The sequence below is a fragment of the Acidimicrobiales bacterium genome (assembly GCA_040219085.1).
GTDB lineage: Bacteria > Actinomycetota > Acidimicrobiia > Acidimicrobiales > JAVJTC01 > JAVJTC01.
Genome location: JAVJTC010000034.1, coordinates 1 through 18,558, shown reverse-complemented (window position 1 = coordinate 18,558; position 18,558 = coordinate 1). Strand labels below are relative to the sequence as shown.

Here is an 18,558-nt window from a genome sequence, read left to right as displayed (position 1 = left end):
CGTGTCCGATGAAGCGCTCCTCGCTGCGTTCGGTCGCGAAGACCGCCGAGCAGCCGCCGTGTTCGTCCGCCGTTTCCAGCGGCGGGTCTTCGGGCTCGCGCTCGCCGTCGTCGGCGATGAGGGGCGCGCCGCCGAGGTCGCCCAGGACGCGTTCGTTCGTGCGTGGCGTCACGCTGCGTCGTTCGATCCACGGCGCGGTTCGGTGATCACGTGGTTGTTGACCATCACACGCAACCTCGCCATCGACCGCCGCCGAATGGAGGACGTCCGGCCGGCGGATCCGGTCGACCCGCTACTGCTGGCCCACCCCGTGCTGCATCGCGGACCCGAGGACGCAGCCATGGCGGCCGGCGAGACGAGCCATGTGGTCGACGCCCTGGGCGCTCTTCCGGAACCCCAGAGGCGCTGCGTCGTCCTCGCGACGATCGGCGGCCGCACCGCCCGGGAGATCTCCGAGATCGAGGGGATCCCGCTCGGCACAGCGAAAACGCGCATCCGCGACGGTCTGAGAAAAGTCCGGCAGAACCTGAGCGCAACAGAGGAGGCCCGCCGTGACTGAGCCGCGCGACACATGCCTCGGTGACGACACGCTCGTCGACCTCGCGCTCGGGAACCTCAACGGCCGCGAGCGCGCCGACTCCCTGGCTCACGCCGCGGACTGCGCGAACTGTCGCCACGAACTCCACGCACTCGTCGAGGTGACGGAGACCCTTCTACAGGCGGGACCCCCCGTCGATCCGCCGCCCGGCTTCGAGACGTCGGTCCTGGCGCACACGGCTCCTTCGAAGCCACACCGACGCCGTGCGCTGGTCGCCGCGGCCGCGGCCGTCGTCGCGCTGCTCGGAGCGTTCGCCCTTCTCGCCCTGCTCGACTCGGGCGACGACACCATCGCCGAAGCGACCATGGTCACGCCGTCCGGCCACGACGTCGGATCCGTCTGGCACAACCTCGAAGAGGATCAACCGTGGATACTCCTCTCCATCCCACGGTGGACGCTGTGGGAGGAATCCGGCCCGCACCGGTACCGACTGGAGGCAGTTCTCGCCGACGATGCGACCGTTGACCTGGGACCGGTCGAGTTCGCGGCCGACGACGGCACGTTCGCCATGACGGTCGGCGCCGACCTCGGCCGGATCCGCTCCCTCGCGGTCATCGACGAATCAGGCCGCGAATGGTGTCGCGGTCAGTTCTGAAACGCTGGAACGGTGCAGGATCTAGTAGCCCGGTCCGCTGCCACCACCAGCTGTGCTGGTGACCGCTGCTCCGTCCGCGTCGACGACGAACCAGACCTCGTTGAGGCCCTGCCCGTCGGTCGTCCCCGGCGAGTCCGGCGCGTAGAAGTAGAGGGGAGTGCCGTCGTAGGTGACCTGCATCGTCCCGTCACCCCGGTCGATCAGCCCGAACCGCTCCGCGTCGAGGCCGGCGCCGACTTCCACCGTGCCATCGCCTTCGAGCGGCGGCCAGAGACCGGCACACGAGTCGAAGCACGTCGTCTCACCTGGGGGGTCCGGGGTGAACAGGTACAGCGCGAAACCGCCGCTGGAGAGGATGTCCCCGAGCGATGACCGCGTGACCTCGACCAGTGGCTCACCGGTCGTGTCGTCGGAAGCCGCTCCCTCGGAAGCCGCGCCGCCGTCGTCGAGCGCCGTCTCGTCGGCATCACCCTGAGCCTCGGTTTCCGTCGTGGAGTCGTCACCGCACGACGCCACGATCAAGGCCAGAACGACGAGGAGGGACAGAGCGACGGGGATTCGGCGTCGGGGCGTGCGTCGGGACATTCGAGGTCTCCTTCGGATCGGCTGTGTGACCTGTAGTACGGAGCCGAAGCCGTGAGGGATTGCCGGGTCACCATGACGACGAAGTTCTCGCCGGGCCGGCTCAGTAGCCGAGACGCTCGATGGAGGGCGGCTTGCGCTGCCAGTCGGGGTCCACCACCACGTGCAGTTCGAGGTGCGTGCCCTCGCGCATCTGTGCCCGGGCGGCGATGCCGACCTTCTTGAGGACTTCGCCGCCCTTTCCGATGACCATCCCCTTCTGGGAGTCACGCTCGACGACGATCTCTACGCGGATCCGGGGCCATTCCATCTCGGTCACCCGGGTGGCGATCGAGTACGGCAACTCCTGGCGGGTCACGGCGAGAAGCTGCTCGCGCACCAACTCGGCCACCCAGACGGCGTCCTCGACGTCGCTCACTGCGTCATCGGGGTAGTAACGGGGCCCCTCGGGCAGCCGCGCGATGAGGTGCTCGAGGAGGGCGTCGACGCCGTCACCCGTGCGCCCCGACACCGGGAAATACGCCTCGAGATCGAGCTCGCCGAGCGCCGCCAGCTGGGCCAGCACCTTCTCCGGCTTGGCGATGTCGATCTTCGTCACGATGCCGATCGCACCCGGTGGCAACTTGTCGGCCACGAACTGGTCCCCACGTCCGAACGGCGCAGTCGCGTCGACCAGCAGGCACACGACGTCGACGTCACCGATCGTGGCGGACGCCGTCGAGTTCAACCGCTCACCGAGGGCGGTGACGGGCTTGTGGATGCCGGGAGTGTCCACGAACACGACCTGGGCGTCGGGGCGGTTGAGTACCCCGCGGATCTGGGTGCGCGTGGTCTGGGGCTTGTCCGAGACGATCGCGACCTTCTCGCCGCAGATCTGGTTGACGAGGGTGGACTTCCCGGCGTTGGGTCGGCCCAGCAGCGCGACGAAGCCGGACCGGAAACCCTCGGGTACGTCCGCTCCGATGCTCACGGGGCGCTGACCTCCTCGTCGACGTCGGCATCGAGCACCGGTTCCGCCGCCGTCACACGCACACGCGATATCCGCCGTCCGACGACTCGCTCGACGACCAGACGGTGCCCCTCGGCCTCGATCGCCGCACCGACCTCGGGTACGTGCCCGAAGAAGGTGAACACCAGACCGCCGACGGTGTGCCACTCCCCCTCCGGCAGGGAGATCCCCGTCACAGACTCGAGCTCCGCGAGGGTCAACCGGCCGCTGACGACGAACTCGTGGTCGTCGCCCTCCACCACGCTGAGCGCCGGCTCCTCGACGTCGAACTCGTCGACGATCTCGCCGACGAGCTCCTCGATGAGGTCCTCCAGGGTCACGAGCCCGGCGACACCGCCGTGCTCGTCGACGACCACCGCGAGGTGGAACGACTCGGCCTGCATCTCGCGCATCAGCTCTGCGACCTTCTTCGAGTCGGGTACGAACCGGGGCGGCCGCTGGATCGTGGAGACGGCCTCGGCGCCGGCCCCGGAGAGATTCGCACGCATGCAGTCCTTGGCGTGGACGACCCCGACGACGTCGTCGATCCCGTCGCCCGTCACCGGCATCCGGCTGAGACCGTTCATCGAGAAGACCTCCAGGACGTCGACGATCCGGAACGTCGAGTCGACCGTCACCATGTCCGGACGGGGCACCATGACGTCCTCGGCGATCGTGTCGCCGAACGTGAGGATCGACGCGATCAGCTCGCGCTCGGCCGGGTCGATGGCGGCGCTCGCCTCGGCGTGTCCGGCGAGGGCGAGCAACTCCTCCTCGGTGACAGCGCCCTCGTGAGTCGCCGCGCCCTCCATCCCCCCGCCCAGCTTGGCGAGACTGTCCGCGATCCACCGCAACGGCGCCGCGAGTGTCAACAGCCTCACGAACGGCGACACCAACAGGGCCGTGCGATCAGGGGACTTCAGGGCGAGGGTCTTCGGGATCGCCTCGGCCACGACGTACACGACGGCGAGTTCCACCGCGAAGGCGATGGCGAGCGCCCCGGCGCCCCAGCGATCCAGGACGAGCGCCGCCACGATGGACGCGGCGCCCAGGTGACATGCGAGCACGACGAACAGGATGGGACTCAGCGCCCGCTCGCGATCCCGCACGAGTCGCAACAGGACGCCCGCGCCCCGGCGGCCGTCCTCGGCCAGCGCCTCGGCCCTGGCGAGCGACACGCGTGTCAGGCTCGTCTCGGCGGCGGCGAAGACCGCCGCTGCGAACGTGAGCATGACGAGACCCAGGATGGCCAGGACCTCGAGGCCGCTCACCGGCACTCCCCCGGGCGTACGTCGTCGGGGTCGGCCGCGACGCCGTGGAATGCGAGGAGCAACTCACGTTGACGCTCCCACATCGCCGACCGTGCGGCGTCGTCGCCATGGTCCCAACCGACCAGGTGCAGACCGCCGTGGACGACGAGAAGGGCGATCTCGTCGTCGAGTTCACGACCGCGCGCAGCCGCGTTGCGTTCAGCGACCTTCGGACACACGACAACGTCGCCGACGATTGCCGGCGGGGTGTCTGCAGACCCGGAACCCGCTGCGCGCGCCTCGAGGCCGTCGATCGGGAACGAGAGCACGTCGGTCGGACCGTCCCCGCCCAGATGTTCGGCGTTGAGAGCCGCCATCTCGGCCTCGGAGACGAAGGTCAGCGAGGCCGACGCACGAACTCCGACGCCTTCGGCGCCGAGGACCTCCGCCAGGAGGGAACCCCACCGTGAAGGGTCGACGGCGACCTCGTTCTGTGTGTCCGCAGCGTCGACGACCGGGCACGACCGCGCCGCTGCGGTGGTACTGGGAGGTTCTCCGGTCACAGCGCCGCCTCCCCGGCGGCGCCGATGCGACCGTAGGCGTCGACGATGTCCTGGACGATCTTGTGGCGGACCACGTCGCGGCTCGACAGGTGCACGAAGCCGAGTCCGTCGATACCCGAGAGGATCGGCTCGAGCCCTTCGAGGCCGGACCGACCACCCGGAACGTCGATCTGCGTCGTGTCGCCGGTCACCACGACGCGGGATCCGAAACCGATGCGGGTGAGGAACATCTTCATCTGTTCGGGGGTCGTGTTCTGCGCCTCGTCGAGGATGATGAACGAGTTGTTGAGTGTCCGCCCACGCATGAACGCGAGAGGGGCGACCTCCACCTCGCCCCGTTCGAGGAGGCGCTGCGTGGCGTCGGCATCGGTCATGTCATAGAGGGCGTCGTACAACGGCCGCAGATAGGGGTCCACCTTCGCCATGAGGTCTCCGGGGAGGAAACCGAGTCGTTCGCCCGCCTCGACGGCGGGCCGGGTCAGGATGATCCGCTCCACCTTGCCGGCGCGCAGGGCGTGGACCGCCATGGCGACCGCCAGCCAACTCTTCCCGGTGCCGGCCGGGCCGAGACCGAACGTGATGACGTTCGTGCGCATGGCATCGACGTAGCGCTTCTGGCCCGCCGACCGGGGCCGGATCGTGCGGCCGTGACCGGCGACGAGGATCTCGTCGGTCAGCACTTCGCTCGGACGCTCGTCGGCGGCGACCATGTCGATGGCACGCGCGACGTCGCGCCGGGTGAGGCCCTCGCCGTTCTCGAGGAGCACGATCATCTCCGAGAAGAGCGTGGCGACGGTGGCCGCGGCCGGCCCGTCGATGGAGATCCGGTCGCCGCGTACGTGCACGCCGGTATCGGGAAAAGCCTCTTCGACGAGGCGGAGGTTCTCGTCCGCGGCACCCATGAGTGCGGGAAGGAGATGGTTGCCGGGAACGGTGATCTGAATGGGCGTGGTCTGCATCGGTGAGGCCAGGTTATTGCACCCGGCGCCCGTGGCGACGAGGCGTATCGCGCCGGACCGCGGACCTCACGTCGGCGGCACTCAGTCTTCGCCGCCGCCGGAGTCGGGATAGAGGTGACGAAGGGTCCCGGGTTCGACCCGGCAGGACTCGATGAACTCGTCGACATCGACGAGTTTCAGACGGAAGACCCGACCGAACCGGTACGCGGGCAACTTGCCCTGGTCGATGAACCTGTAGAGAGTCCGTGTGGTGATCCCGAGGCGATGCGCGGCATCGTCGGTGTTCAGCCACTCGATCTGGTCGTCGGCCACGACGCAGAGCTTAGAGGGTCAGGCCCGTCTGCGACCCGGCACCACCGCGACGTTTCACGACGCGACGTCGATCGCGACTTTGCCTATGACCTCGTTGGACTCCACGGCACGGTGCGCGTCGGCCACCTCGGCGAACGGCACCCGCCGGTCGATCACCGGGTGCAGCAATCCTGCGTCGAAGAGCGGAAGCAGGTCCGCCTCCACGCGACGGGCGACGGCGATCTTCTCCTCCAACGGCCGGGAACGGAGGACGGTGCCGATCAGGCGCGCTCGCCGGGCCAACAGCTTCGGCAGCGGGAGCATCGCGTCGGGCGAACCCAGGATCCCGACCTGCACGATCGTTCCGCCCGTCGTCAACACGTCGAGATTCCGGTCGAGATACTCGCCCCCGACAACGTCGAGGACCACATCCACCCCGTCAGGACCAGTCCAGGCAGCGACCTCGACGCCGAAGTCAGCGGACGTGTAGTCGACGACGAGGTCTGCGCCGAGGGCCTCACAGGCCGCGACCTTCCCGGCAGAGCAGGTCACCGCCACCCGCGCCCCGAGAGCCTTGACGATCTGGATGGCAGCGGTGCCGACGCCGGAGGCGCCGGCGTGCACGAGGGCGCGACCGCCCCCGCGCAGACCGCCCTGGAGGAACAGGGCGTCGTAGGCGGTGGTGAAGACCTCCGGCACGGCGCCCGCGTCGGCGACAGCCATTCCCTCCGGCACGGCGATGGCCTCCCGTTCGTGCAGCGTGAGGAGCTCCGCGTAGGCGCCGCCGCCCACCAGGCCCATCACCGCGTCACCGGGCGACCAGCGGGTGACCCGGCCCCCGACAGCTCGAACCCGGCCCGAGAACTCGAGACCGGGAACGTCGGCCGCAGCGCCGGCAGGCGCGGGGTAGCGGCCGAGTCGCTGAAGAATGTCGGCACGGTTGACCGCCGTCGCGACGACCTCGACGAGGATCTCATCGGGTCCCGGGACCGGATCGGGGACCTCGACGACGGTCAGGACCTCAGGGCCGCCGGGCGTCGAAATGACCACTGCTCGCATCCGGCGATCATCGCAGATCGATTCCCGCGGCCGCTGCATCCGATCGGACCAAGCGGGGCGAAAGACATCAGTGGAGGCCACCAGATGTCCGACACACCGCTGCTGACCGTTCCTGCCGAAGACTGGAGGGACAACGCCCTCTGTCAGGGCAAGACGCACCTCTTCTTCGGCCCGCCGGGCGAACGCCCCTCACGGCGACGACGCCGCGAACAGATGGCTGCGTCCTACTGCGCCGTATGTCCCGTGGTCGACGAGTGCCGCGTGGAAGCCCGTCTCAACAACGAGTGCGGATTCTGGGGCGGCGAGTCCGAAGAGGAACGCGCCCGCGCCGGGTACCCACCCCGCTCCATCGAACGACGCTCGGTGGCTGCTGCGGCCCGGGAAGGCGAAGCCGAGCGCGCTGCGGGCTGAGGCCGCCTGCCCGCCCCGAGCGGGTTGCGATCAGCCGGCGGAAACTTCACTGAGCGGTTCCGCGTAGAGCACCACGTTGGAGTCGTAGCTGCGCAGTTGCTCGTTGAAGTCCCCACCGCAGGTGATCAACACCAGGCGCGAATCGCCGTCGCGATCCCAGATGTCGCCGGGTAGTTCCTCCTTGAAGTACTCCTCGATCGCTCTGACGACGAAGACTTCTTCGGACCCGTCGTCGAATCCCACGGTGACGAGGTCACCCTCCTCGGCCCGGTCGAGATGACGGAAGATCCCGTCTACGCCGTTGAAGGCGATGTGTGCGGCGAGCACCGACGAGCCCTGCTCCCCCGGCTTCGCACCGAAGCGGTACCAGCCCACCTCACGTGCCCCGGGGATCTCCATCTGACCGTCGGCCTCGACCCCGACGTCACGGACCGGCGCGCCGGACACGTCGATCGACCCGATCGAGATCGAGACGGGGACAGGACCCGTTTCACCGGGTGACGCGGGTAGCGCCCGGCCACGGTCGACCGGGACGGCGGTGGCCGCGTCGTCGGCACCTTCTCCGTCGCCGTCTCCGAGCTCAGCGCCGCCTGTGGCGGTTTCGGTGCCGGTGGTGTCGTCACCACCTTCGGCACGCGGCAATGAGTCCGATCCTTCCGGGTCGGTCCCCGCGGTCCCGTCTGCACCACTTCCGTCAGCTGATGCTCCGCCATCGTCAACCGGATCTCCCGTGGCCGACGACCCGCCACCGCAGGCGACGGCCACGAGCGTGAGACACGCCACGATCGCCGCCAGAACGCGCCGAACGGGCCGGCGCGTGTGCGCCGGCCCGTTCAGACGGAAGGAGAGTTCGTCAGCGGGTCGTGACAAGACGACGGGCGACGGGAGCGGCGATGACCAGCGCAGCGGCGCCGGCGACGATCGCGAGGATCAGGCCGGTGCTCGAGGCACCGTCGGAAACCGGGCTGTTACCGGTGTTGACGGCGCTGGGAGCCGAGCCGAGGCCCTCGATGGACTGCGTGAGGACCGAGAGGTTGCCGGCATCGAGCGAGCCGACTGCGTAGACGATGAGCGAGGCGCCCTCGCCGATCGGCAGGTCGGCCGGGCCGATGACGACGGGTTCGGTGGCACCGGTCGGGACGACCTCAGCGGAGATCGTGCCGGCGGGAAGGTCCGCCATGACCTCGTTGGGGTTCTCGAGGTTCGAGAAGGCGACGTCGCCGTTGGCGAGAACGTCGACCGCGGGTGCGGCAGCGGTGTGACGAACGACGAGACGACCCTCGCCTGCGGCGATGGTCGAGGTGTCGTTCTCGAACACGGCGACGGTCGGGGTGCCGTCGGCGCTGAGGTGCGCGATGACGGTGTAGTTACCGGTCGCGGGCACGTCGAAGTCGCCGATGTCGATGGCCACCGTGTCGGTGCCGGCGAGGTTGACGGTCAGACCTGCCAGCGTGGCGCCGGCGAAGGGGGTGAGGTCGGCGGTGTCACCGAATGCGAAGGCCTCGATCACGGGGGCACCGTCGACGACGACGTCGACGTCGGTGTCAGGGATTCCGTGGATCAGGGTGATCTCGGCATCGGACTGGGCGGACGCGGGCGCCACGGCGAACATCATCGCCAGCAGGGCCGCTACGGCCAGGATCATCAACCGCTTCATATGTGTGCTCCTTGTTCGTGGGATTTGGGTCCCTCTTCGCACAGGGTGCCGCGCCCGGATGCGCCACGAACCGAAAACTTCCGCGTCGTAAGAATCTGCCACAGGTGCATCCACATCCTGCCACCGGGCGAAGACATTCACGTGGCTCTATCTCTCGCACCACGACTGCACGAGACGGCCGACGACCCCGTCGGCCGATATCGTCGTGGCGATGCTCCGATGCTGACGGTGGTCGACGACCTCGAGTCCGCATTCCGACGCGGCGACGAGAACGCACTTCGTCGCGCCTATGACGAGCACGGTTCCACGGTCTACAACCTCTGCCTGCGCAAGCTCGATCGCGAGACCGCCATCGAGGTGTCCCAGGAGGTCTTCCTCTCCGCGTGGCGCTCTCATGAACGCTTCGATCCGGACAAGGGAAGCCTCATCGCGTGGCTGGTCGCGATCACGAAGAACAAGATCATCGACGACCTGCGCAAGAAGGGCCGCCGACCCGACGCCGTCCCGATGGAGGACCCGTCGGTCATGGACTCCCCGGACGTCAGCGGGCGCACACCCGTCGACCGCCTCGCCGACGCCATGTTGCTCGCAGAGGCCATGGAGACACTCTCGGATCGAGCCCGCCACGTGATGGAACTCGCCTTCTTCGAGGACCTCACCAACCAGCAGATAGCCGAACGAACCGAAATCCCACTCGGAACCGTCAAGAGCGACATCCGTCGCAGCCTGGCGAGACTCCGGCGTCATATGGAGTATGACGATGACAACTCATGAGCGAGGCGACTTCGAGCGGCTCCGGGATATCGCCCGGTCCGTGACGATCGCCGATGTGCACAAGACCGCACCGCCGCCCGAGGTCTGGGCGGGTATCGCCGCGCAGGTCGAGACAGCCGACACCACCCGCGCTCCGGTTGCCGACATCGCCGAGCGGCGCGCGCTGCGCTCCCGTCCGGCGCGCTGGGTCCTCGGAGCTGCCGCCGCCGTGGCGGTCGCGATCGCGCTGGTCGCCGGCATCGCCGTCAGTCTCGGCGGGGGTGGCGACGACACCGAGGTCATCGCCGCCGGATCCATCACCAACGACGGCCTCCCGGTTTCGTTCGCCGGCTCCGGCGGAGTCGAACTCATCTCCGAGGATGGCCGACTGGCACTCGAAATCGATGTTCCCGACCTTCCCGAATCCGACGGTTTCTACGAGCTGTGGCTGATCGACACCGATGTCGCCGGGATGCAGTCACTGGGGATCGTCAACGGCAGCGGCACCTTCCCCCTGCCCAACGGCCTCGACCCGGCCGACTTCCCCGTCGTCGACATCTCCGTCGAGCCCGCCGACGGTGACCCGACACACTCGGGCGCGAGCGTCCTGCGCGGAGTCCTCGACGTGTGAACGGGTCCGACCCCGACGTCCTCGTCGTCGGCGCCGGACTCGCCGGCTTGTCGGCTGCGACCCTCCTGCACGAGGCCGGCCGTAGCGTCACGGTCCTGGAAGCCGGTGACGGCGTGGGGGGACGAGTGCGCACCGACAACGTCGCCGGTCACCTGGTCGACCGCGGCTTCCAGGTCGCTCTCGAGGCCTACCCCGAGCTCCGCAGCCGCCTCGACATGCGGGCCCTCGACATCCGGACCTTCGCCCCGGGAGCGCGTGTGTGGCTCGGCGACCGCTTCGACGACCTCGGCGACCCCCTCCGGCGACCCTCGTCGCTTCCCGCGACGGTCCGTAGCCGGGTAGGGACGCCGGCCGACAAGGCGCGCATCCTCCGACTCCGCCTCCGCCTCGCACGGACCTCGACCCCGGACCTGCTGCGAGGTCGCGACGAGACCACGCTGTCGCACCTCGAAGCTCTCGGCTTCTCGGATCGGATGATCCGCTCCTTCTTCCGGCCGTTGTTCGGCGGGATCCAGTTGGACCCGGGCCTCGCCACATCGAGCCGCATGTTCGACACCATCTTCAAATGCCTCGGCGAAGGCGGGGCCGGCGTCCCGGCGAGGGGCATGCAGCGGATCCCCGACCAGCTCGCCGCCCGGCTGCCGGCGGGCGCCATCAGACTCGCCACACCGGTCCTCGAGGTCTCTCCCGGAATGGTCCGCACGGCAGGAGCGGAGTTCACCGCCCGCCACGTCATCGTCGCCACCGAGGGACCCGTGGCCGCCGATCTCCTCGGGCTGGGTCCGGTCCGGTCGAAGTCCGTCGGTGCGGTGTGGTTCTCAGCCGATGCGTCGCCTCTCGACAGACCGGTGATCGCCCTCGACGGCACAGGACAGGGTCCGGCTCTCAACGTCGCCGTGCCCAGCGACGTCGCGCCGGACTACGCCCCGCCGAAGAGGGCGACCATCGTCGCGGCGTGTCCGGGTGAGACCGGCGAGGACCTCGCCGACCGGGTCCGTGATCAGCTGAGGGGCTGGTTCGGCCCCGTCGTGGACACCTGGGACCACCTCGTCACCCACCGGATCGCCCACGGTCAGCCGGACCAGAGTCCGCCGTTCCGGCCACGCCGTACCGTGAGGGTCGCCGACGGCCTGTGGGTCTGCGGCGATCATCGGGACACGGCATCGATCCAGGGCGCCATGTTCTCGGGCCGACGCGTCGCCGAGGCCTGCCTGCGCGATCCGGCGTGAGCGCTACGCTTCGCCCCCACGGCGAGGTGGGCGGAGGTGAGCACACTGGAGATCGCAGCGGTCGCCGAGAGCATCGACGCGCTGGTCCGCGGCGAGGTCGTCCTGGTCGTCGACGACGACCGCGACGGCTACGGCAGTCTCGTCGTCGCGGCGGCGCGAGCCCGCCCCGACACCGTCGCATTCCTCGTCCGCCACGGATCCGGACGCCTGCGGGCGGCCCTCACCGAACGACGATTCGAGGACCTCGGCATCGTCGACCAGGAGAACCCGGCCGGCGGACTCGATGCCCGGCACGGCGTGACGTCCGGCCTGTCCCCGACGGATCGCTCGGTCACGCTGCGCTCGCTCGCCGATCCCGACACCTCCGCGACTGACTTCTCGCGCCCCGGACACGTCGAGGTCCTGCGCGCCCGACGCGGTGGCGTTCTCAACCGTTCCGGCCATGCCGAGGCAGCGGTGGACCTGGTGGTCCTCGCAGGTCACGAACCGGCCGCTGCGGTGACCACGGTCACCGGCGCCGACGGCGGCCCGGCCCGGCTTCCCGAATTGCGTCAGTTCGCTCACGACCACGAGATCCCGATGGTCTCGCTCGCTTCGGTGATCGCGTTCCGCCGACGCGGCGAGCGCACCGTCGACGCCATCGCCCGGGCGCGGGTGCCGACCGTCCACGGTGACTTCGTCGCGCACGCCTACAGGGGCCTTCTCGACGAGAGCGAACACGTCGCGTTCGTTCTCGGCGACCCGGCGGCGGCCGACGCCGCACTGGTGCGCGTCCACTCCGAATGCCTCACCGGCGACGTGTTCGGTTCGCTGCGCTGTGACTGCGGCGACCAACTCGACGCGGCGATGGCCCGGGTCGCCGAGGAAGGCGCCGGCGTCGTCGTCTACCTGCGCGGCCACGAGGGCCGCGGTATCGGCCTCGTCCACAAGATCAGGGCCTACGCCCTCCAGGACCGCGGCCATGACACCGTGGAGGCCAACCTCGCTCTCGGGCTGCCCGTGGACTCACGCACCTACGGCGTGGCCGCTCAGATCCTCGTAGACCTCGGCGTGCGCAGGATCCGACTCCTCACGAACAACCCCGAGAAACTCGCCGGCCTCGCCGGCTACGGCCTGACCGAGGTCGAACGGGTGCCGTTGCCGATCGCCCCCAACCCCGAGAACGTGCGGTACCTGGAAACCACACGCGCCCGCATGGGCCACCTCCTCCCGCCCGGCTGACGAACCCGGCCGCGCTAGCCGAGAGCTGCGGATCCGCCGGTGATCAACGGGTAGAGACCGTCTCCCCCGACGTCCACGACGGCCTCGCCGAGGACCTGTGACCAGTAGCGGGCGCCGCCGTACTCGTTGCGCCACGCCCACAGGCGACGGCTGAGATGGTGCAGCTCGTATTCCTTCGTCAGTCCCATCGCGCCGTGGGCCTGGTGGGCCGCCGCGGTGGCCTTCGTCGCGGCCTCGGACACCACGACCTTGGCGGCGGCGATCTCGAAGCGGGCCTCGTCGTGCGCAAGGCGACGCATCACGGCATCCGCGGTGACACCGGCGATGGCAGCCTCCTGCGCGCACGTGACGAGGTGACTCTGAACGGCCTGGAACCGGGCGACCGGCCGCCCGAACTGCTCACGCTCGTGGGTGTAGGAGACCGTGAGTCGACTCATCGCATCGAGCGCGCCGGCCATCAACATGACCCGGGTGAGAGCGCCGCGGTAGAGCAGCGCGTCCGCGTCGACGCCATCGCCGGCGGGTCCCGATGCCAGAGGCTCGACCCGGTCGAAGACAAGGGTGTCGCGGGATTCGCCGGCCAGGTTCACATACGGCTCGAGAGTCGCCGACGCGGTGTCGACCAGCACGACAGTCGCCGAGTCCCCGTCGTCAACGAGGATGACGAGATCGTTGACCGCGCTTCCCCACGGAACACGGTTCACGGTTCCCGACACGAGCCCGTCGGTCAACGTCAGGTCGTCGGCGGGATCGCCCGGAGCGACCGTCACGGCCCCGTCGGGGACGGTGAGCTCCGCCGAGGCGAGCAGCCACCCGGCCAGCACGCCCGTCTCGGCCAACGGAAGAGGCACGGCGTGCGCGCCGGCCACCCGCAGGACCGCCAGGGCGTCGACCAGGTCGCCACCGGCGCCACCGGCGGCCTCGTCCACACCGATCCACGGCAGGCCCATCTCGGCCACCGCGCTCCATGCATCGGTGGCGAATCCTTCGGCTTCGGCTGCCTCGACCGCCGCGAAGTCACACACGTCGCCGAAGAGACGCTCGGCGGTGTCGATGAGTAGTTGATCGGTCACGGGCGTAGTCCCTTCGCCGCCACGGATCGGAGGATCTCGATGGTTCCGCCGCGGATGGTGAACGCCGGCCCGGTCAGGACGGCAGCTGCGAGCAGACGCTCGAACAGTGACTCCGAGCCCGGCGCCACCTCGAGCCCGACGAGGCGCTCCAGTGCGGCCAGCACGTCCTGTTCGAACCGGGTGCCCATCTCCTTGACGAGCGCCGACTCGACGGCGGGGGCGTCCCCTGCGTCGATCATCCGCGCGACAGCCAGTGACATGTTGCGCAGACCGAACCACCGGGCCGTCGCGGATCCGAGCAACTCGACGACCGAGCCGTCGAGGTCCTCCTCCTCGCACTCCCGCAGGAACTGTTCGACCACGATGTAGGTGGACAGCCAGCGGTCGGGGCCGCCGCGTTCAAAGGCGAGCTCGGACGTGTTCTGCGCCCACCCCTCCCCCTCGGCTCCGAGTAGCAGCTCGTCGGGGACGAACACGTCGCTCAGCACCACCTCGTTGAACTCGCTGGAGCCGTCGAGGAACGGGATCGGGTTGACCTCGACGCCCTCGGCCCGCAGGTCCACGAGCAGCTGGCTGAGCCCGCCGTGACGGTCGTCGGTGTCGCTCGTGCGACACAGCGTGACCATCCAGTCGTTGTGGTGGGCGTTGGTGGTCCAGATCTTCGTGCCGTTGAGCACCCAGCCGCCGTCGGCACGTACCGCCCGGGCCGAGACCGCCGCAAGGTCACTGCCCGCGTCGGGCTCGCTCATCCCGATCGAGAAGCCGACCTCGCCACGACAGATCGCCGGAAGGAAACGCTCCTTCTGCTCATCGGTGCCGAACCGGCTGATCACGGGGCCCGTCTGGCGGTCCGCTATCCAGTGGTAGCCGACCGGGGCGCCGCGGCGCAGCAGCTCCTCCACGACGACGAACCGGTCGACCGCAGTGCGGTCACCTCCGCCGTATTCGGTGGGCAGCGCCATTCCGAGCCAGCCCCGCTCGGCGAGCTTCCTGGAGAATCCCGGGTCTACGGAGCCGGCCATTCCGAGGCCCGGCTCGTAGGTGCCGGGCACGAGTTCCACGTCGCAGAACGCCCGAACCTCGGCTTGGAGCGCGAGCTCGGCATCGGTGAGCTCGGTCGCTTCGAACCTCATGGTGATCTCGACCTCCGGTGGTCGTCGGATCGCGGTGACGTGATGATTCCAGCTGAACGCCGATCGTGCGATTCCAGCGGGCGCCTATCGACGGATCGACACACACCGGCGCAGCCGGCCGGCATCAGAGGCGTGCGAAGTCGCTGATCGCCCCTGCGAGCGCGACCGGGTCGTCGCCCTGCACGGAGTGACCCGCGTCAGGGACGTCCACGACGGTGAGATCCGCGCAGCTGGCGCGCATCCGGGCGACGTCGTCGTCATCGACCACCGCCGATGCGAGGCCCCGCACCAGCAGTGTCGGCACGGTGAGGGCTGCGACGTCGGCCCAGAGGGGCGAGAAGTCGTGGCCCGCGTCGTGGGAGCGGATGGAGTCCCATCTCCACACCACGCGCCCGTCGGGCCGGGTGCGGGTGTTGTGGACGACACCGCGGGTCAACGATGCGACGGATCGCCCGGGGTGGAAGGCGATCGTACGCTCGAGGACCTCGTCCACCGATGCGAACGATTCGGGGCCGGAGGTGAAGTCCGTGATCGCCTTCGCCTTCTCCCTGGTCACTCCCGGCGTGATGTCGACGAGGACGAGTCGCTCGACCAGGCCCGGCGTCGAGGCGACCATTCTGAGGGCGGTGAGCCCGCCGAGTGACATCCCGACGAGGGTGCCGGCCGTCGGGGCGAGCGCCCGGAGCGGCCCCAGCAGCGAGCGGGCGTTGGCGTCGGGGAGGTAGTCGTGGTCGGCCCTCCAGTGCGAGTGGCCGTGGCCGGGGAGATCGAACGCCACCGCGTCGTGGCCCAGCGAGATGATGGTCGAGTCCCAGGTGTGTGCGTTCTGCGCGCCGCCGTGGAGGAACACCACCTCCGGAGGACCGAAGCCCCACACGAGCGCACTGACAGCGCCCGCTTCGCTGTCGACGGCCACCCTGCGCACCGGGGCCACCGCACCCGGGGCGACGCCCACCTCCCGGGCGTTGTCAGCGAGGAATCCGAACTCGTCGGGGTCGGCCCCCTCGTCGTGAGGGACGTTCACGCAGCTGACGGCGGCATGAGACCACCTGCGGTCAGGATCGAGACAGCGCGGTCTGCCTGGGCCTCGTCGATCCACAACTCGTAGCGTTCCGCCTCCAGGCGGTCCACGGCGGAGAAGTCCCGCCGGCCCCGCTGCATGAAGTGCCCGAACGCGGACCATGCGGCACCGACTGCGGCGGCCACCAGGACCCACGTGATCACCACCGACCAGACCGACACGTCCTCGTCCAGTTCCACGAACAGACTCAACAAGAAGCCGGCGAACAGTCCGAAGTAGGCGCCACTGAGACCACCCTGGCGGGCGGCGGTGAGCGCTGTGCGGCGTCCCGTCACGTACTCGACCTTGCGCAGCCCGGCCCAGATGATCGACACGGTCGACACCGCGAACCCCTCGTCGGAGAGGTGGTCGACCGCCTCCTGGACCTCCGTGTAACGGGGGAACGTGGCGATCAGCCTCGGCGGTATCTCGTCGGGTTGGCGGATCTCACTCATCTGCTCATCCTCGGCGGGGGCCACCGACACTACCCGCGGCCGGCGCCGGGGACGGCATCGGGAGCCGTGACCTTCTCCCCTGTACCAGAACTGCGAAACGAAAGACCATCGATACGAGGAGTGTGCTCCGTGACCGAGATGGACCCGAGTTCCGAGCTGCGTGACGCGTCCTTCGAACCCCGCGCGGTGGCGGTTCTGGACATCACCGCCCTCGGCGACCTTCTCGACGTCCTGGAGAGGGACGGGCGGACCGTCGTCGCCCCGGTCGCGTCGGGCGCGGTCGTGACGACCGACGTGGTCACGTCGCTGGCGGAGGTCGCCCGGGGACACGACGAACAGACGCCGGGCCGTTACCGGTTCACCGCCGACGGCGACGCCGAGGTCTTCGGCCCAACGGTCCCGGCCCGGGGGTGGAAGCGCTGGTTCCATCGCGAGTCCACGGTTCTCATCCGCGGTCACCGTGACGACGACGGCATGCGGATCGAGTCGGTCGACCCGGAGCCGGAACCGCTCGCACTGTTCGGGATCCGCGCCTGCGACCTCGCCGGGCTGGCGATACTCGACGGGGTCCTGGCCGGGGGCCGGTACCCCGACGGGAGCTACGCCACCGCCCGTGCCGACACGATCGTCGTCGCAGCGGCGTGCACATCGGCCGCGGCGACGTGTTTCTGTGCATCCACCCGCACGGGTCCGCGTCCGGGCCCCGGCGCCGACGTGGTCCTCACCCCCCTCGGCTCCGACGACGCCGGATTCCTGGCGGAGGCACTAACGGAGACCGGCGAGCGACTCCTCGACTCCGTCGCCGGGCGACACCGGGCGACGGGGGCGACGATCCGAGCCGCGTCCGAGCTGGTGCTGGGGGCGGCCGCTGCTCAGGTCCGACACCTGGACCCAGACGACGCCCGTCGTCTTCCCGACCAGCACCCCCGTTGGGACGACATCGCGTCGCGTTGCCTCACGTGCGGGAACTGCACGCTGGTCTGCCCCACCTGTTTCTGCACGTCGGTCCACGACTCGAGCGACCTGGCCGGGACCACGTTCGAACGGCACAGGGAGTGGGCTTCGTGCTTCACGCTGGACTTCTCCGAGGTCCACGGCGGCCAGGTCCGATCCTCGACCGCGGCCCGCTACCGCCAGTGGCTGCTCCACAAGCTCGTCACCTGGCACGACCAGTTCGACAGTTCGGGTTGTGTCGGGTGTGGGCGTTGCATCACGTGGTGCCCGACCGGGATCGACCTGACCGTCGAGGTCCCGATGTTCGCGGAGGTGACACCGTGAAAATGCGCTCGATCGCCGATCTCGTGGCCGGGACGGCCGTCTTCGCCGGCCTCGACGCGGCGACACTCGACGCGGTCGCCGGCTGTGGGCGCAACGTCCACTTCGACGCCTCCGAGACGATCGTCCAGGCGGGTGCTCCCGCCGAGCACTTCTGGATCCTGCGGCGCGGTCGAGTGGACATCTCCATCAGCGCGATGCCGTCGGAGACGACCACGATCACCCGCCTCGGTCCCGGCGACCTCCTCGGGGCGTCGTGGGTCGCCGCGCCGTACCGGGTGGTGTTCGATGCGTCGGCGGTGGAACCGACCGACGCCGTCGAATTCGACGCCTCCTGTCTGCGCGCCCGGTGCGAAGAGGACCACACGCTGGGGTTCGTGCTGTACCGCAACGTCGCCGCCGTGATGCGCAACCGACTCCACGCGGCACGCATGCAACTCCTCGACCTCTGCGATGCCCGCGATGGGTGACACGACGACCATGACGCCGGTCATGCGCAGCATCGTCGAGCGAACGGTCGAGTCACCTGACACCGTCTCGCTCGTCGTCGCGGACGACACCGCCGAACGGTGCGGGCCCGGCATGTTCCACATGCTGTGGTCACCCGGTGTCGGTGAGGTTCCGATCTCGGTCAGTCGGATCGGTGCAGGTCGGATCACCTTCACCATCCGTGCCGTCGGCGCCACCACCACGGCGCTGTGCGGCGCGGAACCGGGCGAGGCGATCGGCACCCGGGGCCCCTTCGGGAGGCCGTGGGATCTCGACGTCGCCCGCG

Annotated in this window: 23 protein-coding genes; 10 read left to right on the top strand and 13 right to left on the bottom strand. The window is 69.5% G+C overall.

From position 1 onward, the window contains the following. Position 1 precedes the first annotated feature (1 nt). Both RIE08_14760 and RIE08_14755 read left to right on the top strand, forming a co-directional pair. The gene (locus tag RIE08_14760) at positions 2 to 559 is read left to right on the top strand and encodes a sigma-70 family RNA polymerase sigma factor (GenBank protein ID MEQ8718869.1); all 558 of its coding nucleotides are present in this window, start codon (positions 2 to 4) and stop codon (positions 557 to 559) included. After that, positions 552 to 1,193: a hypothetical protein gene (locus RIE08_14755; protein MEQ8718868.1), complete on the top strand. Its 642-nt coding sequence runs from the start codon at positions 552 to 554 to the stop codon at positions 1,191 to 1,193. The genes RIE08_14760 and RIE08_14755 overlap by 8 nt, the downstream gene beginning before the upstream one ends. A 21-nt stretch (positions 1,194 to 1,214) precedes the next feature. On the opposite strand, the gene RIE08_14750 is transcribed toward RIE08_14755, so the two are convergent. From RIE08_14750 to RIE08_14720, 7 genes are all read right to left on the bottom strand, one after another. Next, on the bottom strand, positions 1,215 to 1,778 hold the full coding sequence (locus RIE08_14750) for a hypothetical protein (protein MEQ8718867.1): 564 nt from the start codon (positions 1,776 to 1,778) through the stop codon (positions 1,215 to 1,217). Positions 1,779 to 1,878: 100 nt separating this feature from the next. Further along, on the bottom strand, positions 1,879 to 2,745 hold the full coding sequence (gene era, locus RIE08_14745; GenBank protein ID MEQ8718866.1) for a GTPase Era: 867 nt from the start codon (positions 2,743 to 2,745) through the stop codon (positions 1,879 to 1,881). Continuing rightward, positions 2,742 to 4,034, bottom strand: coding sequence for a hemolysin family protein (locus tag RIE08_14740; protein MEQ8718865.1), 1,293 nt, complete (start codon positions 4,032 to 4,034; stop codon positions 2,742 to 2,744). Before RIE08_14740 ends, era begins: the two co-directional genes overlap by 4 nt. Further along, positions 4,031 to 4,576, bottom strand: coding sequence for an rRNA maturation RNase YbeY (gene ybeY / locus RIE08_14735; protein MEQ8718864.1), 546 nt, complete (start codon positions 4,574 to 4,576; stop codon positions 4,031 to 4,033). The genes RIE08_14740 and ybeY overlap by 4 nt, the downstream gene beginning before the upstream one ends. Further along, entirely contained in the window at positions 4,573 to 5,535 is a 963-nt protein-coding gene (locus tag RIE08_14730) for a PhoH family protein (protein MEQ8718863.1), read from the bottom strand. The genes ybeY and RIE08_14730 overlap by 4 nt, the downstream gene beginning before the upstream one ends. 81 nt (positions 5,536 to 5,616) lie before the next feature. Beyond that, complete coding sequence (locus tag RIE08_14725; protein ID MEQ8718862.1) at positions 5,617 to 5,847, bottom strand: helix-turn-helix domain-containing protein; 231 nt, start codon at positions 5,845 to 5,847, stop codon at positions 5,617 to 5,619. 54 nt (positions 5,848 to 5,901) lie between these two features. Continuing rightward, the gene (locus RIE08_14720) at positions 5,902 to 6,885 is read right to left on the bottom strand and encodes an NAD(P)H-quinone oxidoreductase (GenBank protein MEQ8718861.1); all 984 of its coding nucleotides are present in this window, start codon (positions 6,883 to 6,885) and stop codon (positions 5,902 to 5,904) included. A gap of 84 nt (positions 6,886 to 6,969) precedes the next feature. Here RIE08_14720 and RIE08_14715 point away from each other — a divergent pair, with 84 nt between their 5' ends. Further along, the gene (locus RIE08_14715) at positions 6,970 to 7,296 is read left to right on the top strand and encodes a WhiB family transcriptional regulator (GenBank protein MEQ8718860.1); all 327 of its coding nucleotides are present in this window, start codon (positions 6,970 to 6,972) and stop codon (positions 7,294 to 7,296) included. Positions 7,297 to 7,326: 30 nt separating this feature from the next. Here RIE08_14715 and RIE08_14710 read toward each other — a convergent pair whose 3' ends face one another. Both RIE08_14710 and RIE08_14705 read right to left on the bottom strand, forming a co-directional pair. Then, on the bottom strand, positions 7,327 to 7,938 hold the full coding sequence (locus tag RIE08_14710; GenBank protein MEQ8718859.1) for a class F sortase: 612 nt from the start codon (positions 7,936 to 7,938) through the stop codon (positions 7,327 to 7,329). Positions 7,939 to 8,149: 211 nt separating this feature from the next. Next, positions 8,150 to 8,953 (bottom strand): DUF4397 domain-containing protein, encoded by an 804-nt coding sequence (locus tag RIE08_14705; protein ID MEQ8718858.1) that lies wholly within the window; start codon positions 8,951 to 8,953, stop codon positions 8,150 to 8,152. A 219-nt stretch (positions 8,954 to 9,172) separates the two neighbouring features. Here RIE08_14705 and RIE08_14700 point away from each other — a divergent pair, with 219 nt between their 5' ends. The 4 genes from RIE08_14700 to ribA are packed head-to-tail and all read left to right on the top strand — an operon-like array spanning position 9,173 to position 12,787. Then, positions 9,173 to 9,727, top strand: a complete 555-nt coding sequence (locus tag RIE08_14700; protein ID MEQ8718857.1) for a sigma-70 family RNA polymerase sigma factor — start codon at positions 9,173 to 9,175, stop codon at positions 9,725 to 9,727. Beyond that, positions 9,714 to 10,337 carry an anti-sigma factor gene (locus RIE08_14695; protein ID MEQ8718856.1) on the top strand — a complete coding sequence of 208 codons (624 nt, stop codon included), beginning with the start codon at positions 9,714 to 9,716 and terminating at the stop codon, positions 10,335 to 10,337. The genes RIE08_14700 and RIE08_14695 overlap by 14 nt, the downstream gene beginning before the upstream one ends. Next, the gene (locus RIE08_14690; GenBank protein MEQ8718855.1) at positions 10,334 to 11,566 is read left to right on the top strand and encodes an NAD(P)/FAD-dependent oxidoreductase; all 1,233 of its coding nucleotides are present in this window, start codon (positions 10,334 to 10,336) and stop codon (positions 11,564 to 11,566) included. Before RIE08_14695 ends, RIE08_14690 begins: the two co-directional genes overlap by 4 nt. 36 nt (positions 11,567 to 11,602) lie before the next feature. After that, complete coding sequence (gene ribA / locus RIE08_14685; protein MEQ8718854.1) at positions 11,603 to 12,787, top strand: GTP cyclohydrolase II; 1,185 nt, start codon at positions 11,603 to 11,605, stop codon at positions 12,785 to 12,787. 14 nt (positions 12,788 to 12,801) lie between these two features. Here ribA and RIE08_14680 read toward each other — a convergent pair whose 3' ends face one another. The 4 genes from RIE08_14680 to RIE08_14665 form a co-directional block, all read right to left on the bottom strand. Next, complete coding sequence (locus RIE08_14680) at positions 12,802 to 13,860, bottom strand: acyl-CoA dehydrogenase family protein (protein MEQ8718853.1); 1,059 nt, start codon at positions 13,858 to 13,860, stop codon at positions 12,802 to 12,804. Beyond that, positions 13,857 to 14,993 (bottom strand): acyl-CoA dehydrogenase family protein, encoded by a 1,137-nt coding sequence (locus tag RIE08_14675; GenBank protein ID MEQ8718852.1) that lies wholly within the window; start codon positions 14,991 to 14,993, stop codon positions 13,857 to 13,859. Before RIE08_14675 ends, RIE08_14680 begins: the two co-directional genes overlap by 4 nt. A gap of 124 nt (positions 14,994 to 15,117) precedes the next feature. Next, on the bottom strand, positions 15,118 to 16,017 hold the full coding sequence (locus RIE08_14670; protein MEQ8718851.1) for an alpha/beta hydrolase: 900 nt from the start codon (positions 16,015 to 16,017) through the stop codon (positions 15,118 to 15,120). Further along, positions 16,014 to 16,508, bottom strand: coding sequence for a general stress protein (locus RIE08_14665; GenBank protein MEQ8718850.1), 495 nt, complete (start codon positions 16,506 to 16,508; stop codon positions 16,014 to 16,016). Before RIE08_14665 ends, RIE08_14670 begins: the two co-directional genes overlap by 4 nt. 138 nt (positions 16,509 to 16,646) lie before the next feature. Between RIE08_14665 and RIE08_14660 the strand changes: the two genes are divergently transcribed. The 3 genes from RIE08_14660 to RIE08_14650 form a co-directional block, all read left to right on the top strand. Further along, positions 16,647 to 17,786: a 4Fe-4S dicluster domain-containing protein gene (locus RIE08_14660; protein MEQ8718849.1), complete on the top strand. Its 1,140-nt coding sequence runs from the start codon at positions 16,647 to 16,649 to the stop codon at positions 17,784 to 17,786. Positions 17,787 to 17,788: 2 nt separating this feature from the next. Then, entirely contained in the window at positions 17,789 to 18,253 is a 465-nt protein-coding gene (locus tag RIE08_14655) for a cyclic nucleotide-binding domain-containing protein (GenBank protein ID MEQ8718848.1), read from the top strand. Next, positions 18,246 to 18,558, top strand: a 313-nt coding sequence (locus tag RIE08_14650; GenBank protein ID MEQ8718847.1) for a hypothetical protein, incomplete at its 3' end; no start/stop codon positions are given. The genes RIE08_14655 and RIE08_14650, both read left to right, overlap by 8 nt.